The sequence below is a fragment of the Streptomyces sp. NPDC051214 genome, assembly GCF_040682375.1.
Classification (GTDB): Bacteria; Actinomycetota; Actinomycetes; order Streptomycetales; family Streptomycetaceae; genus Streptomyces.
In genome coordinates, this window is the sequence record NZ_JBFBAT010000001.1 from 793,326 (window position 1) to 808,950 (window position 15,625).

Here is a 15,625-nt window from a genome sequence, read left to right on the forward strand (position 1 = left end):
CAGATCGGGGCCCGTCATCCAGCAGGCCCCGGTCCACGATCAGGTGGCTCCGGTCAGCCCCAGAGCGGGCAGCACACACGCCTCCACGAAGTCGGACAGATACTCCTCGTCCGCCTGCTTGCCCTCGAGGACGGGCCGGGCCCGGACCACGCCCATGAGCTGAGCCGTGATGAATCTGGTGGCCGGATGGTCCGCGGCGATCTCACCCCGGGCCACCCCGCGCTCGATCACTTCGTCGAGTGCCCTCGTCTCCGGCTCGACCAGCGCTTCACGCAGCGCGCTGCGCAGATCCTCGTCCTGGAGCACCGCATGGCTCAGGGCCTGGACCAGCATGCTGTCCCGGGTCGACCACTCCCCCGCGGCCCGCGCCGCCTCGCGCAGGTCACCGGCGAGCGTGCCGGTGTCGATGCCCGCGAACCGTACGCAGCGGTTGGCGCGCAGCGCGGCGGCCACGAACTGGGGCTTCGTCTTCCACTGGCGGTAGAGCGTGGACTTGCTGCACCGGGTGCTCGCGGCCACGCCCTCCATGGTCACGGCGTCGTACCCGCACTCGCGGAGCTGGTCGAGGACGGCCTCGTAGAACTCCTGCTCGCGCTCGGGCGTGATCTTGGAGCGGCGCGATGAGCCCGTGGGGTCCGTCGTGCCTGCTTCTGCTGCCCGGTCCGGCGACGTCATGACTCTTCTCCTCGATGCGGCGGCTTCGACCGACCCTATCGATACGCCAGTGTACCGGTACGGCCGCGTATCGGTACACTGGCGTATCGGTACACTGGCGTATCGATGAGTGCGGCGCTCCACGACTGCGCGAGGCGCTTGACCACTCACTACCCGCACCACCCAGTCGTCACGTAAAGGGGCCGGGGGATGAAATCCCGAACCGAGCCTGCCGAAGGGAAACCGGACATAGCCGTCCGGGAGCCGGACACATCTGCCCGACCGCCCCTCGTCCGCGAGCTCCTCCTCGTCGTAGGACTCTTCCTCGTCTACAAATTCGGCAGGCAGCTGGCCAACGGTCACACCGGCGAGGCCTTCCGCAACGCCCACCACGTGTGGGACGCCGAACGCACCCTGCACCTGCCGGGCGAGGGCGCCGTACAGAACGCGCTGCTCGGCAGCGACACCCTGGTGCACATCGCGAACACCTACTACGCGACCGTGCACTTCCCGGCCACCGCGCTCTTCCTGGTCTGGCTCTACCTGCGCAGGCCCCGGCACTACGTGTGGAGCCGCCGGGTGCTGGCTGCGCTGACCGCGGCGGCCCTCGTGCTGCATCTGACCTTCCCGCTGGCGCCGCCCCGGATGCTGGAGGCGACCGGCCTCGTGGACACCGGGCAGGTGTACGGGCCGAGCGTGTACGGCGCGAGCCCGCAGACCGACTCGATGGCGAACCAGTTCGCCGCGATGCCGTCCCTGCACTTCGGGTGGGCGCTGATGCTCGCCGTCGGGCTCACCGTCGCGACCTCCTCACGGTGGCGCTGGCTGTGGCTGCTGCACCCGCTGATCACCCTGCTCGTGGTCGTCGGGACCGCCAACCACTACTGGCTCGACGCCCTCGTGGTGACCGCGCTGCTCGGCATCGCGCTCGCCGTGATCAAGCTGCCGGATCCCGCGCGCTCGCGTGTCGTGCGGAGGTACGCGCCGACGCGTGAGCTGGCCGCTCCCGGGGCCCGCCGATGAACGCCACCCTCCTCGCCGTCGCGCTCTCGCTCGTCTCGGCCGCCGCGTACGCCTGTGCCGCCGTGGCCCAGGAACGCCTCGCCACCCGCGTCGCGGACTCCGGCACCGGCTTCCTGCGGCTGCTCGGCAGCGGTCCCTGGTGGTCGTCGGTCGGGCTCAACGCGTCCGCGGCGCTGCTTCACGTGGCGGCCCTGAAATACGGTCCGCTCACCCTGGTGCAGCCGCTCGGCGCGCTCACCCTGGTCGCGGCCGTGCCGCTGGGCGCCCGCCTGGCGGGGCGGCGCGTCACCCCGCCGGAGTGGCGTGGCACCGGGCTCACGCTCATCGGTCTCGGCGCCCTGCTCCTCACCGCTTCGGGGCCCGCGCCCGACGACACACTGACCCTGACGGAGGCACTGGCCGTCGCGGGCGTCACGATGGCCGTGATCGGCGTGCTCTCCCGCCCCGGTACGCGGCCGGGGCTGCGTCACGCGACCGCTTCCGGGTTCGCCTCGGGCGTCGCGTCCGCGCTCACCCAGACCGTGACGGTCGCCGCGACGGACCGCTCGGGTCCGCTGCTCAGCCCGCAGGTGATCGTCGTGGCGCTGCTCGTCGCCGCGTTCGCCGTGGGCGGTCTCCTGCTGTCCCAGACCGCGTATCGCGGGGGCCTCGGGGCGCCCCTGGCCGTCGTCACCCTGGCCAACCCGGTGGCCGCCGCCGGCATCGGTCTCACCCTGCTCGGCGAGCGGCTGCAGGGAGGCGTGGCCGGGGTCTTCCTGGCGGTCGGGGGCGCGGCGATCGCCGCGTACGGAGTGCTGGTCCTGACCCGCTCACCACGGGGCGGAGCGCCCTCGGAGGCACCTTCGGAGTTGTCCCCACAGGACTTCCTGCCCTCCATACCCGGACAGACCGAACCCGCCGCGCTGCATCTGTCACGCCACTGAGGCAGCCCCGTCAGGGGCGCGGGGAACTGTCCTCACCCGAGGCCGCGCGAGTCCTGCTTCAGGGCCGTGTCGACCGTCAACGCCGTCGCCACGACGAGGCTCAGGAGCGGCTCGGGCAGCTGGTAGTGGATCTGCAGGACGTAGTTGTCCGCGGTCGTGAACATCGTCTTGGCGAGGCCTTCCCAGGTCTTCGTGATCCGGGCGACCTCGTTGTCCGCGTGGTCGACGATCGAGAAGTTCCAGGCGCGCCAGTTCTCGGCCTTGATCGCGCCGGCCTGCTGACCGTTCACCATGATCGCGAAGTTGATCTTCCCGATCATGTTCTGCTGGACGATCTCACCGATCGGCTGGCCGTCCGCGCGCTCGACGATGACCCGCGACTTCATGAACTTGCGGGGGCGGGTCAGGTTGAGCACCGGCTGGCCGTACGCGTCACGGATCTCGAGCTTGTGCGTCATGAACTGGTCGACGCTGGAGACGAAGCGCGCGACCTTCTTCAGCGTGCTCTGACCGACCTGCACGACCGAGCCGAGCGTGTTGCCCGCCTGGTCCATCACGCTGTACTCGTTCGTCAGCTCGATGAGCTTGGCCTTCTGGTTCACGACCAGGACCGGCTCGGTGAAGAGCGTGCCGCCGCCCTGCGACGTGGGCGTGACGCCCGCCTGCTGCTGGACCTGCCGCTGCACCTTGGCCGGGTCGGCCTGCGGGGCCCCCTGCTGGGGGTGGCCGTAGTGGGCCTGCTGCTGGGCCGCCTGCTGGGCGAACTGCCCTTGCTGCTGGCCGAATTGAGCCTGCGGCTGACCGTACGCGGGCTGCGCCTGCTGCTGGGCCGGCTGCTGCTGAGCCGCCGCGTGCGCCTGCTGCGGGACCTGCTGAGGCTGCGCCTGCTGGGCCTGCGCCTGCTCACCGCCGGTCTGCGGGCCCGGGTTGGTGTGCTGGGTCCACTGGGAACCGTCCCACCAGCGCAGCAGCTGGGGCGCGCCCTGAGGGTCCGGATACCAACCTGCAGGAGTGTTCGATTGCGTCGTCACCCGGGCACACTACCCCGCACATGGGGGCGCTTCGCCAGCCCCTCGCGCCCCCTGTGACACCTGACTCACCCGGGTTGATCCCCGACGCGCACCTCGACCCTCAGCTGCGTCTCCCCCTCCCGCGTCTCCACGGCCCCGACCCGCCCCGCGGCCCGCACGTCCGCCTGCGCGAGCGCGAAGCGGTGCAGGCTCGCGCGTGGTCCGAGGACGACCACCCCCGCGACCTCCGCCCGCATCGAGAGCCTGGCCTCCGACTTCGCCCTGCGGATCGCCGCGATGACCTCCGAGGCCGTCGTCAGGACCGCGGCGTCCGCTCCTTCGGGGACCTCGGGTGTGGGCCACGCGGCGCGGTGGACGGAGCCCTGGGCGTACCAGGACCACACCTCCTCCGTGACGAAGGGCAGAACCGGCGCGAACAGGCGGACCAGCGCGTCGAGAACGGTCCGCAGCGTCGCGCGCGCCGACTGCGTCCCCGCGTCCTCGCCCTGGTCGCCGTACGCCCGCGCCTTCACCAGCTCCACGTAGTCGTCGCAGAAGCGCCAGAAGAATCGTTCCGTACGCTCCAGCGCCCGCGCGTAGTCGAAGTCGTCGAAGGCGGCGGTCGCCTCCTCCACGGTGGCGGCGAGTTCGGCGAGCACCGCCCGGTCGAGCGGTTCGGTGACCGGAGCCGGGTGCGCCGGCCCGGCCGCATCGCCGAGGCTCAGCACGAACGTGCCGACGTTCAGGAGCTTGGTCGCCAGGCGGCGGCCGACCTTCATCTGGCCGACGTCGAACGCCGTGTCCGTGCCGGGCCGCCCGCTCGCCGCCCAGTAGCGGACCGCGTCCGAGCCGTGCCGGACGAGCAGGTCCCCGGGCGTGACCGCGTTCGACTTGGTCTTCGACATCTTCTTGCGGTGGGGGTCGAGGATCCAGCCGGAGATCGCGGCATGCCGCCACGGCAGCTCCCCCTGCTCGGCGTGGGCGCGCACCACCGTAGAGAACAGCCAGGTACGGATGATCTCGTGGGCCTGCGGCCGGACGTCCATCGGGAAGACGCGCGCGAACAGGTCCGGGTCCGAGCGCCAGCCTCCGGCGATCTGCGGGGTGAGCGAGGAGGTGGCCCAGGTGTCCATGACGTCCGGGTCGCCGGTGAAGCCGTGCCGCTCACCTCGCTGGGCGTCCTCGTAGCCGGGCGGTGCCTCCGCGCTCGGATCGACGGGCAGGGCGGAGGCGTCCGGGACGATCGGGTGGGCGTGGTCGGGCTCGGCGTTGTTGTCCAGGGGGTACCAGACCGGGATCGGGACGCCGAAGAAGCGCTGCCGACTGACCAGCCAGTCGCCGTTCAGGCCACCGACCCAGTTCTCGTAGCGCACCCGCATGTGCGGCGGATGCCAGATCAACTCGCCGCCGCGCGCCATGAGTTCGTCCCGCAGGTGTGCGTCGCGGCCGCCGTTGCGCAGGTACCACTGCCGGGTGGTGACGATCTCCAGGGGCCGGTCGCCCTTCTCGTAGAACTTCACGGCGTGGGTGACGGGCCGTGGTTCGCCTTCCAGTTCGCCGCTCGCCCGCAGCAGCTCCACGATTCGCTCCCGTGCGGTGTGCGCGGTGGCGCCCGCCAGCTTCGCGTACGCGGCGACGGCGTCCGCCGACTCGACCCCGCTCGGCGGCTGCGCCAGGAAACGGCCGTCCCAGCCGATGACCGGCCGTGTGGCGAGCCGCAGTTCTCGCCACCAGGTGACGTCGGCCGTGTCGCCGAACGTGCAGATCATCGCGATGCCCGTGCCCTTGTCCGGGACCGCGGCGCGGTGGGCGACGACGGGTACCGCGACGCCGAAGAGCGGAGTGCGGACCGTCGTGCCGATCAGGTCCTTGTGGCGCTCGTCGTCGGGGTGGACGACCAGCGCGACGCACGCCGGAAGGAGTTCGGGCCGGGTGGTGTCGATGACGACCGGCCGGCCGTCCGGGCCGTGGAAGGTGAGCCGGTGGTAGGCGCCGGGCCGCTCCCTGTCCTCCAGTTCGGCCTGCGCGACGGCCGTGCGGTAGGTGATGTCCCACAGGGTGGGCGCCTCTGCGATGTATGCCTCGCCGCGCGCCAGGTTGTTGAGGAACGCGAGCTGCGCGGTGGCGCGCGCCTCGGTGCCGATCGTCCGGTACGTACGCGACCAGTCGACGGACAGGCCGAGCAGCCGCCACAGCTCCTCGAAGGCTTTCTCGTCCTCGATGGTGAGGCGTTCGCACAGTTCGATGAAGTTGCGCCGCGAAACGGGAAGTTGGTTCTTGGGCGGTGACTCCGGCGGCCGGAACGAAGGGTCGTAGGGCAGCGCGGGATCACACCGGACGCCGAAGTGGATCTGGACACGGCGTTCGGTCGGCAGGCCGTTGTCGTCCCAGCCCATCGGATAGAAGACTTCCTTGCCGCGCATGCGCTGATAGCGGGCGACGGTGTCGGTGTGCGTGTAGGAGAAGACGTGCCCGACATGCAGGGAGCCGCTGACCGTGGGCGGCGGGGTGTCGACGGAGAAGACCTCCGCCCGCGTCCTGGTGCGGTCGAAGGCGTATACGCCCGACTCGTCCCATCGCCTCGACCATTTCTCCTCGAGCCCGTCGAGAGAGAGTTTGTCGGGGGCGCCGTCCGCGCCGGTGCGATGGGGGAAGGTCATGCCTCCGCATGGTAAGCGCGGGCGGGGTGCTCCGGCCTCCTGTTTTCGCGGCAGGAGCGGCGGCCCCAGGTGCCTGTGCTCCTGGGGCCGCCGGGCGTTGTCAGGCGGAGAGGATCGCCGGGTCGCTGACGCCCGCCTGGCCGTTCTCCACGTGCCCGCACAAGCGCCGCAGGAAGGTGGCGTCCGCGTCGGACTTCACCGTCACGTCGTACCAGCGCTTGCTCGCCCGCAGGTCCACGGTGTGCTCGACGGTGCCGCCCGCCTTCACCTTGAACGTCTGGGCGGCGCCGCCATAGGAGTTGGAGACGCTGAGGTTCACGTCGGCCGTGCCCGCGTTCTTCAGCGTCAGCCTGAGGTTGCCGGTGGCCTTGTCGTGGCGGGCGGTGACCTCGGGGCCCGCCTTCTTGCCGGGTCCCTTGAAGACGCGCAGGAAGCCGTTGGGCCCGAACACCGACAGGTCGTACGCACCCTTCGAGTACGCCGTGTTCCAGGTGTCGGAGATCTTCTTGCCGGCCTCCGTGGTGTACGTCCAGGGCCCGTCCGTACGGTTGCCGGAGCGGACGTGGAAGCAGACGCCCGCCGCGTCGCCGCCGCCGAAGGTCAGCGTGAACTTGCCGTCGGCGGGCGCCCCGGCCCCGTCCACCAGCGGTGCGTACGGCAGCGGGCGCGCGGGCCGGGAGCCGGACTCCTGCTTGGGCAGGTTCGCCTTCGCGGGGGCCTTGGGCACGTAGTCGGGGTGACGCTCCTTGTCCGGCGGCTCATAGGCGTCGGTGTCCGGCAGCGTGGCGGGGTCCATGTCCTTGCCCGCGAAGTCGAAGGCGGAGGTGAGGTCGCCGCAGATGGCGCGCCGCCAGGGCGAGATGTTCGGCTCGCGCACGCCGAAGCGCTTCTCCATGAACCGGATGATCGACGTGTGGTCGAAGACCTCGGAGTTCACGAAGCCGCCGGTGCTCCACGGCGAGACGACGACCATCGGAACGCGCTGGCCGAGGCCGTAGTGTCCGGCGGCGTACTGCGCGTTGCCCGGGAAGAAGTCGAGCGCGGTGTCGACGGTGGACTTGCCCTGGTTGGCGTCCTTGGGGACGTACGGCGGGACGACGTGGTCGAAGTAGCCGTCGTTCTCGTCGTACGTGATGAACAGCGCCGTCTTCGCCCACACCGCGGGGTTGGAGGTGAGCGCGTCCAGGACCTGTGCGATGTACCAGGCACCGAAGTTCACCGGCCAGTTGGGGTGCTCGCAGAAGGCCTCGGGCGCGGCGATGTAGGAGACCTGCGGGAGCTTGTCGGCCTTCACGTCGGCCTTCAGGAGGTCGAAGTAGCCGTCGCCCGCCTTCACGTTCGTGCCGGTGCGCGCCTTGTCGTAGAGGGGGTCGCCGGGCTTGGCGTTGCGGTACTTGTTGAAGTAGAGCAGCGAGTTGTCGCCGTAGTTCCCGCGGTACGCGTCGTCTATCCAGCCCCAGTGCCCGGCCGCGTCCAGGCCGTCCCCGATGTCCTGGTACACCTTCCAGGAGACCCCGGCCTGTTCCAGGCGCTCGGCGTACGTCGTCCAGTCGTAGCCCGCCTCCTGGTTGCCGAGTACCGGGCCGCCGCCCTTGCCGTCGTTGCCGACGTGACCCGTCAGCATGTAATAGCGGTTGGGGTCGGTGGCCCCCATGAACGAGCAGTGGTAGTCGTCGCAGACGGTGAACGCGTCGGCGAGGGCGTAGTGGAACGGGATGTCGTCGCGCGTCAGGTACGCCATCGTCCGCTCGGACTTGGCGGCGATCCAGTTGTCGTACGTGCCGTCGGCGAAGGCGCTGTGGCCGCCTGCCCAGTCGTGGTCGAGGCCCGCGATGAACTGCATGCCGAGGTCTTCGGCGTCCGGATGGAAGGGCAGCACCTCCTTGCCGCCGCCCGACTGGTTCCAGACGGGTTTGCCGCTGGGCAGGGTCACGGGGCGCGGGTCGCCGAAGCCGCGTACGCCCTTCATCGTGCCGAAGTAGTGGTCGAACGAACGGTTCTCCTGCATCAGGACGATGACGTGCTCGACGTCCTGTATGGAGCCGGAGCGGCGCTGGGCGGGCAGGGAGGCGGCGCGGGCGATGCTCTGCGAGAGCGACGCGAAGGCCGCGGTGCCTCCGGCGAGTTGCATGAACCGGCGCCGATTGAGTTCTGGCATGTGTGGATTCGACCTCGTCATGTGGGGTGTGGGGGGCGTGAGCGGGTGCAGTGTGTCAAGGGGAGCAAGGATCAGGGAAGGGGCCGTGACCTGGATGTGAAGAGAAGTCCAACCCTTGGTGGGAAGGGCACAAGGCCAGACCCTATGGGCCAGAACTTCCCTGTCCGACACATAAGCACCGACATGCCCTACTACGACCCGGTCAGCTGGTGAGGACGACGAGCTGCTGGGTCGCCCGGGTCATCGCCACATAGCGGTCGACCGCGCCTTCGACGCCCTCGCCGAAGTGGTCCGGGTCGACGAGGACGACCAGGTCGAACTCGAGTCCCTTCGCGAGCTCCGGGGTCAACGACCGGACACGGGGCGTCTCTTGGAAGGCGGGATCGCCGATGACACAGGCGACCCCGTCGGCGTGGGCGGCGAGCCAGCCGTCGAGGACCGTGTCCAGCTCCGTCACCGGACCGTGCGTCACGGGGATGCCGCTGCTGCGGATGGAGGTCGGCACATTGGCGTCCGGGAGCGCCGCCCGGATGACCGGCTCGGCCTCCGTCATGACCTCCTCCGGCGTCCGGTAGTTGACGCTCAGGGAGGCCACCTCGACCCGGTCGAGCCCGATCCGCTCCAGGCGCTCCTGCCACGACTCCGTGAAGCCGTGCCTGGCCTGCGCGCGGTCGCCGACGATGGTGAAGCTCCGGGACGGGCAGCGCAGCAGCAGCATCTGCCACTCCGCGTCCGTCAGTTCCTGGGCCTCGTCCACGACGACGTGCGCGAACGGTCCCGCGAGGCGGTCCGGGTCGGTGGGCGGCAGCTCGGACTCGTCGACCAGGCTGACCTGGGCGTCCTGGCCGCGCAACATGGTGACCAGGCCCTCGCCGTCGTCACCGTCGGCGCCCGAGGCGGACGCGGCGTCGATCAGGTTGTCGACGACCTGCGCCATCTGCTCACGCTGGGCGGCGAGGATCGCCTCGTGCCGGCGCTTCTGCCGGGCCGCCTCCGGGTCGCCGAGCCGCTGGCGTGCCGCGTCGAGGAGCGGCAGGTCGGAGACCGTCCAGGCCTGGGGCGCCGCCTTGCGCATCAGCGTGCGCACCTCGTCCCGGTCGAGCCAGGGAGCGCACATGCGCAGGTAGGCGGAGTTCGACCACAGGTCTCCGACGACGTCGGCCGCTTCGAGCAGCGGCCACGCCTGGTGCAGGGTGGTGACCAGCTCCTCGTCGTGCCGCAGCGACCGCTCGAACAGCTCGCCGGGCACGTCGCCGTCGACCTTGTCGAGGAGGATCGCGACGAGCTCCTCCCAGATCTGCTCACGCGCCTCGTTGTGCGGTGTGCCGCGTCCCGCCGCGTCGAACGCCTCCGCCCAGTCGTCGGCGCTCAGCCGTACGTCGGCCCAGTCGGTCGAGACCGTCATCCCCTTGGTGGGCGGCTCCTCGTAGAACCTGACGGCCTTCTCGATCGCCTTCACCATGTCGGCTGACGCCTTCAGGCGGGCCACCTCCGGGTCGCTCTCGGGCTGTGCCGTGGCCCCCTCGGTGACCAGGTCCTGCAGGATGCAGGTCTGCACGCCCTCCTCGCCGAGGCTGGGCAGGACGTCCGCGACGTAGTTCAGGTAGGGCCGGTGCGGACCGACGAAGAGCACGCCGCCCCGGCTGTGACCGAGACGCGGGTCGGAGTAGAGGAGATAGGCGGAACGGTGCAGGGCGACGACGGTCTTGCCCGTGCCCGGACCGCCGTCGACGACGAGAGCACCCCGGGAGCCCGCCCGGATGATGGCGTCCTGGTCGGACTGGATGGTGGCGAGCACGTCGCGCATCCGCGACGAGCGGTTGCCGCCGAGGCTGGCGATGAAGGCGGACTGGTCGTCGAGCGCCGCGTGCCCGTCGAGCCCGTCGGCGGTGAACACCTCGTCCCAGTAATCGCTGATCCGGCCGTCGGTCCAGCGGTATCTGCGGCGGCTCGCCAGGCCCATCGGGTCGGCGTGGGTCGCCGCGAAGAACGGCTCGGCCGCGGGGGCGCGCCAGTCGAGCAGCAGCCGGCGGCCCTCGCTGTCGGTGAGGCCGAGCCTGCCGATGTAGACGGGCTCGGGGTCGTCCGCGGTCACGATGTGCCCGAGGCACAGGTCGAGGCCGAAGCGGCTCAGCGTGCGCAGGCGGCCGGACAGGCGGTGGATCTCCAGGTCCCGGTCCATCGCTTCACGGCCGATGCCACCGGGGGCCCTGCGCTGGGCGTCGAGGCGGTCGGACACTTCGGCGACGGTCTGCTTCAGGCTCTGTTCGATGGCCGCGAAGTGCTTCTCGTCGTGGGCGATCAGCGCCGGGTCGGCCTTGGCGGCGAGGCGGGCAGGAAGGTCGAACGCAAACAGCAACGCAGGCACTTAAGGAGTCTCCCGTTTTCGCAGGTCGTGGGCTTAGGCCTGCGATTGTGCGGGATGACCGGGGCCTTGCCGCAAGCCCCCCACTGCGCTATAAATTAAGAGTGGCAAGGAGTGGGAACACCTCCTTGCCTTCTTTTTTTGCCTTCTGCTTCGTCTCCCGCTTGTCTCCTGCCAGGCCGGCGCTTCCAGCGATCGAGGAGAGTCATGACCGCACGCATCCATGGAACCGTAGCCCCTGGATTCGAGGGCGTACGCGAGGAGTTCGCGCGCAACTTCGCCGAGCGCGGCGATCTGGGGGCTTCGGTCGCGGCGACGGTCGACGGTGAGTTCGTCGTCGATCTGTGGGGCGGGGACGCGGACAAGACGGGCACGCGCGCGTGGGAGCGCGATTCGCTGGTGAACGTGTACTCCACGACCAAGGGGATGACCGCGCTGTGCGCGCATCTGCTGGCCGACCGGGGCGAGCTCGACCTGGACGCGCCCGTCGCCCGCTACTGGCCGGAGTTCGCCCAGGAGGGCAAGGACGACATCCCGGTGCGCTGGCTCCTGAGTCACCGCTCCGGGGTGATCGCGCCGCGTGAGCCCATGACGCCGGACGACCTCTACGACTGGGAGAAGGTGTGCGGGGCGCTGGCCGCGACACCGCCGTGGTGGAAGCCGGGTTCGGCGCAGGGATACCACGCGCTGAGCTTCGGCTATCTGGTCGGTGAGGTGGTCCGGCGTATCACCGGGGTCTCGCTCGGCACGTTCCTGCGGAGCGAGGTCACGGGCCCCCTTGGCGCGGATGTGTACGTGGGCACTCCGGAGAGCGAGCACGGCCGGTGCGCGAACATGGCGAGACCGCTCGCCTCGGACGGCCCGCGCAGTGCGCTGGGCTCCGCGCCTCCGCCCGCGCCACCGGTGGCCTCGATCGACGCCCACCCGATGGCCGTCGTCACGCTCGCCCTGCAGTACCTGCCCGTCGGCAACGTGAACAGTGCGGCCTACCGCTGCGCCGAGATCCCCGCGGCCAACGGGCACGCGTCCGCGCGGGGGCTCGCGACGGTGTACGCGGCGCTGGGCGGCGGCGAGCTGCTGAGTTCCGCGGCACTCGAGCGGCTCCGGACGCGGCAGGGCGAGCCCGACGAACCGGACCTGGTGCTCGCGGCGGGCACGGCGTGGGGCGAGAAGTGGGACTGGGGACTCGGCTACATGCTTAACCGGTACGGCCAGGCGGGGCCCAATCCGCGGGCCGTGGGGCACGGGGGTGCGGGCGGTTCCTACGCGTTCGCCGATCCCGAGAACCGGGTCTCGTACGCGTACGTGATGAACCGGATGGGCGGCGGGACCTCCGGGGAGGATCTGCGCAGCGTGCATCTGGTGGGGGCGCTGTACCGCGGGCTGAAGTAGGGGGAACGTAATCTGCCCCCATGGAGCAGCGCACCCCCCGCCACCGCCCGTCAGGGCAGTACGCCGCCGCCGATTCCCGCAGGGCGGCCATCATCGACGCGGCGCTCGCGCTCTTCGCCAAAGCGGGTTATCTGAACTCGTCGCTTGCGAAGATCGCCGAGGAGGCGGGTACCTCCGCCACCGTCATCACCCACCACTTCGGGTCGAAGCAGCGCCTCCTGATGGCGGTGCTCGAAGCCCGCGAGGAGCGCACCGTCCGTACCTTCGGGCGGCTCGGCCCCGGCTCCGACTCTGACCCCGGCTCCGACCCCGTCTTTGGCGGTGACGACGTACGCGCGCTGTTCCGGGAGGTGCTCGCGCTGGCCGCGTACAACCTCACCCAGCCGGGCCTCATCGAGCTCTACACCAGGCTTTCGGCGGAAGCGGGTGACCCCGCGCACCCCGCGCACGCCTACTTCACCGAGCGGTACGAACGCGTCGCGCACTATCTGGCCTCGGCGCTGCAACGTGCCGTCGAAGCGGGGCAGTTGAAGCCGGGAATCGACCCGGAGAGCATCGCGCGGGAGATCCTCGCCGTGTCCGACGGGCTCCAGGTGCAGTGGGCCATCGCCGAAGGGCGGCTGGATTTCGTCGGGTTGTACCGGGCGTACCTGGACCGGCTCGTCCAAGCCCTCGCCGTGGACGGCGAGGGACTTGGCGAGCCGACCGACCCCGCCACCCCCTAGCGGGCCACCCCCGTCAGCCGTATGTCGCGGGACGACGACCCGACGTACACCGCGCGCCGCCCCTCGGGGCGCACCCAGTGGCCGCGCTCCGTGTCCCAGTACGACAGCTGCCGCTCGGCGATCCGCACCCTGACCCGGCGCGACTCCCCCGCGCGCAGCTCGACACGGTCGAAGGCGGCCAGCGTCCTGACGGCCATCTCGACGGCGGCTCCGCGCGGGGCGCCCACGTACACCTGCGGGACCTCGGCGCCCGCGCGCCGGCCCCGGTTGGTCACCGTGAACGACACCTCGTACCCCTCGCCCGCCCTGCGCACGGACAGGTCGCGGTAGCCGAACTCCGTGTAGGACAGGCCGTGTCCGAAGGGGAACAGAGGCTCTGTGCCCGCCTTGTCGAAGCCTCGGTAGCCGGTGAAGATGCCCTCGCTGTACGTGACCACCCCGTCGACGCCGTAGTAGCGCTCGGGGTGGGCCGGATCGAGGGTGGGGTGGTCCGTGTCCTTCTTCGGCCAGGTCACCGTGGCCTTGCCGCCCGGGTTCGCGCGGCCGGTGAGCAGGTCGGCGGTGGACCAGCCGCCCTCCTGGCCGACGTAACCGGTGTGCAGGATCGTGCCGACCTCGCGGCGCCAGGGCATCGTCGCCGGGCAGCCGGTGGTGAGGACGACGACCGTACGCGGGTTGGCCCTGGCGACGGCCGTGATCAGCTCGTCCTGGTGGGCGGGGAGCGTCAGGGTGGTGAAGTCGCCGCTGCCGCCCACCGATCCCCCCGAGCCGTTGAAGGCGAAGACGACGGGGGTGTGGACGCGCCGGGCCAGCTTCGCCGCGGCGGCGATCGAGGCGGTGCGCTGTTGCGGTGTCACCCAGGCGAACCGCACCTGGACCGGGCCGCGTTCGGCGATGGTCTCGGCCCAGCCGGTGGCCTTGACGACGACCTGGTAGGACGTGCCGCCGGTGAGTCGGACAGGGTCGGCCTGACCGTTGTCGAGGCCGTCCGTGGTCGGGACGATCGAGGACCACTTGCGCGCGAAGCTGTCACGGGCGCCGGCCGCCGTCGTCAGCTCCTTGCCGTCGAGGCTGAGCGAGACGGCCGCGCCCCAGCCCTGGATCTTGAGCGCGTACTCGCCGGTGGTGGGCGGCACGAAGGTGCCGGTCCACTCGGCCGTCGCGCCGACCGGGAGCGCCTTGTCGCCGACGAAGTCGACGTTCTTGTCGGTCCTGTTCGTGCCGCTGCTCTTGCGCGTCAGGCCCTTCGGGAAGGCGGACGCGGGGACTGCCGTGCCCGTGAGGTCGACGCCGACCTCGTACGCGATCTTCCGCTTGGTGCTGCGGCGCAGTGCGTCGAGCGGGCTGACCAGGCGGTCCTCGAAGCCGTACGCGCGCTCGCCGGAGACCGACGTGGCGACCTGGCCGGCGGTCGGGCCGATGAGGGCGAGGTCGCGCAACGCGGCGTGGGACAGCGGGAGTCCGCCGTCGTTGGCCAGCAACACCGCGCCCTGGGTGGCGACTTCGCGGGCGACGCGGGCGCCGGCCTGGACGTCGATCTTCTTGCGGGCGGGGACGCGGCTTCCGTCGAGCATGCCGAACGCGTCGTACCGGCCGAGGATGCGGGAGACGGCGGTGTCCAGGGCGGCGACGGGGATGGAGCCGTCCTTGATGGCCTTCTTGAGCGGCTCCCCGTAGAACGAGCCGTCCCACATCTGCATGTCCTGCCCCGCTTCGAGCGCGGCCGTGGAGTGGGTGGCGCCCCAGTCGGAGGTGACGAAGCCCTGGAAGCCGAGTTCGCCGCGCAGGATGTCGGTGAGGGTGGTGCTCTGTTCGGAGTTCCACTCGCCGTTGAGGTGGTTGTACGCCGACATCACCGAGGCCACTCCGGCGCGCACGACGGCCTCGAAGGCGGGCAGGTAGAGCTCGTGCAGGGTGCGGTCGTCGACGACGAAGTCATAGGAGTTCTCCGGCTTCTCGCGGTCGAACTCGTGCAGGCGCTGGTTGTTGGCGAGGAAGTGCTTGGCCTGGGCGAGCATGCCCTGCGCCTGGACGCCCTCGACCTGGGCGGCGCCGATCAGGCCGTTGAGGTAGGGGTCCTCGCCGGACTGGTCCTTGTTGCGGCTGAAGTAGGGCGTACGGGAGAGCTCGATCTGCGGGGCGAGCAGGACGTCCATGCCGAGGGTGCGGCCCTCGCGGCCCATGACCTCGCCGTACCGGCGGGCGAGTTCGAGGTTGAAGGAGGAGCCGAGCGTGGCGACCGGCGGGAGGCCGGTCGCGGACTGCGTGACGTTCACGCCCGCGGGGCCGTCGCTCAGGCGCAGCTCCGGGATGCCGAGACGCTTGACGCCCGGCAGGTAACCGGCCTGCCCCAGTCTGCGCGGGTCGGTCGCGCCGTGGACGAGGCTGATCTTCTCGTCGAGGGTGAGGCGGGCGATGAGCCCCCGGACGCGGCGCGTGGCGGCGGCCGCGCCCGGGGAGGCGGGAGCTTGCGTTCCTCCGGCGGCTGCGGCTACGGCTACCGCGGGCGTCGCGGCGGCGAGCGGGCCGGCGGCGGCCACGAAGGCGAAGGCGGCTGCGGTGCCGCCGAGTTGCTTCATGAGTTCACGACGTGTGGTGGCAGGCATGGCGAAATGGCCTCCGAACGCGGCTCTGGGCAGGCCGAACTGGGTCGGCGACGCCAAGAGCTGAATGCGTCACCCGCGCCAGTGCGGTGTTGTGGGGCCTGAGTCTTGA

The 15,625-nt window shown here is 70.8% G+C and carries 10 protein-coding genes; 4 read left to right on the forward strand and 6 right to left on the reverse strand.

The genetic code is table 11. From position 1 onward, the window contains the following. Positions 1-39 precede the first annotated feature (39 nt). Entirely contained in the window at positions 40-675 is a 636-nt protein-coding gene (locus tag AB0M70_RS03580; RefSeq protein WP_365815860.1) for a TetR/AcrR family transcriptional regulator C-terminal ligand-binding domain-containing protein, read from the reverse strand. A 189-nt stretch (positions 676-864) separates the two neighbouring features. Here AB0M70_RS03580 and AB0M70_RS03585 point away from each other — a divergent pair, with 189 nt between their 5' ends. Continuing rightward, complete coding sequence (locus tag AB0M70_RS03585; protein WP_365815862.1) at positions 865-1,677, forward strand: phosphatase PAP2 family protein; 813 nt, start codon at positions 865-867, stop codon at positions 1,675-1,677. Next, on the forward strand, positions 1,674-2,600 hold the full coding sequence (locus tag AB0M70_RS03590) for a DMT family transporter (RefSeq protein WP_365815864.1): 927 nt from the start codon (positions 1,674-1,676) through the stop codon (positions 2,598-2,600). Before AB0M70_RS03585 ends, AB0M70_RS03590 begins: the two co-directional genes overlap by 4 nt. 32 nt (positions 2,601-2,632) lie before the next feature. On the opposite strand, the gene AB0M70_RS03595 is transcribed toward AB0M70_RS03590, so the two are convergent. The 4 genes from AB0M70_RS03595 to helR all read right to left on the reverse strand — a co-directional run bounded on the left by AB0M70_RS03595 (position 2,633) and on the right by helR (position 10,796). Further along, positions 2,633-3,631 carry a phospholipid scramblase-related protein gene (locus tag AB0M70_RS03595; RefSeq protein ID WP_365815866.1) on the reverse strand — a complete coding sequence of 333 codons (999 nt, stop codon included), beginning with the start codon at positions 3,629-3,631 and terminating at the stop codon, positions 2,633-2,635. A 65-nt stretch (positions 3,632-3,696) separates the two neighbouring features. After that, positions 3,697-6,270, reverse strand: a complete 2,574-nt coding sequence (gene valS, locus AB0M70_RS03600) for a valine--tRNA ligase (protein ID WP_365815868.1) — start codon at positions 6,268-6,270, stop codon at positions 3,697-3,699. Positions 6,271-6,370: 100 nt separating this feature from the next. Then, positions 6,371-8,428 (reverse strand): phosphocholine-specific phospholipase C, encoded by a 2,058-nt coding sequence (locus tag AB0M70_RS03605; RefSeq protein WP_365815870.1) that lies wholly within the window; start codon positions 8,426-8,428, stop codon positions 6,371-6,373. 202 nt (positions 8,429-8,630) lie between these two features. After that, the gene (helR, locus tag AB0M70_RS03610; RefSeq protein WP_365815872.1) at positions 8,631-10,796 is read right to left on the reverse strand and encodes an RNA polymerase recycling motor ATPase HelR; all 2,166 of its coding nucleotides are present in this window, start codon (positions 10,794-10,796) and stop codon (positions 8,631-8,633) included. 204 nt (positions 10,797-11,000) lie between these two features. Between helR and AB0M70_RS03615 the strand changes: the two genes are divergently transcribed. Together AB0M70_RS03615 and AB0M70_RS03620 are read left to right on the forward strand one after the other, a co-directional pair. Further along, positions 11,001-12,185, forward strand: a complete 1,185-nt coding sequence (locus AB0M70_RS03615; RefSeq protein ID WP_365815874.1) for a serine hydrolase domain-containing protein — start codon at positions 11,001-11,003, stop codon at positions 12,183-12,185. A 20-nt stretch (positions 12,186-12,205) separates the two neighbouring features. Next, on the forward strand, positions 12,206-12,910 hold the full coding sequence (locus AB0M70_RS03620) for a TetR/AcrR family transcriptional regulator (RefSeq protein WP_365815876.1): 705 nt from the start codon (positions 12,206-12,208) through the stop codon (positions 12,908-12,910). Here the strand turns inward: AB0M70_RS03620 and AB0M70_RS03625 are convergent. After that, positions 12,907-15,516: a glycoside hydrolase family 3 N-terminal domain-containing protein gene (locus tag AB0M70_RS03625; protein ID WP_365815878.1), complete on the reverse strand. Its 2,610-nt coding sequence runs from the start codon at positions 15,514-15,516 to the stop codon at positions 12,907-12,909. The genes AB0M70_RS03620 and AB0M70_RS03625 overlap by 4 nt on opposite strands. Positions 15,517-15,625: the final 109 nt, after the last annotated feature.

What these genes read in the sequence shown, in the direction of transcription:
- AB0M70_RS03580 (WP_365815860.1), bottom strand. Translation starts at nt 675, where the DNA reads ATGACGTCGCCGGACCGGGCAGCAGAAGCAGGCACGACGGACCCCACG.
- AB0M70_RS03585 (WP_365815862.1), top strand. Translation starts at nt 865, where the DNA reads ATGAAATCCCGAACCGAGCCTGCCGAAGGGAAACCGGACATAGCCGTC.
- AB0M70_RS03590 (WP_365815864.1), top strand. Translation starts at nt 1,674, where the DNA reads ATGAACGCCACCCTCCTCGCCGTCGCGCTCTCGCTCGTCTCGGCCGCC.
- valS (WP_365815868.1), bottom strand. Translation starts at nt 6,270, where the DNA reads ATGACCTTCCCCCATCGCACCGGCGCGGACGGCGCCCCCGACAAACTC.
- AB0M70_RS03605 (WP_365815870.1), bottom strand. Translation starts at nt 8,428, where the DNA reads ATGCCAGAACTCAATCGGCGCCGGTTCATGCAACTCGCCGGAGGCACC.
- AB0M70_RS03615 (WP_365815874.1), top strand. Translation starts at nt 11,001, where the DNA reads ATGACCGCACGCATCCATGGAACCGTAGCCCCTGGATTCGAGGGCGTA.
- AB0M70_RS03620 (WP_365815876.1), top strand. Translation starts at nt 12,206, where the DNA reads ATGGAGCAGCGCACCCCCCGCCACCGCCCGTCAGGGCAGTACGCCGCC.
- AB0M70_RS03625 (WP_365815878.1), bottom strand. Translation starts at nt 15,516, where the DNA reads ATGCCTGCCACCACACGTCGTGAACTCATGAAGCAACTCGGCGGCACC.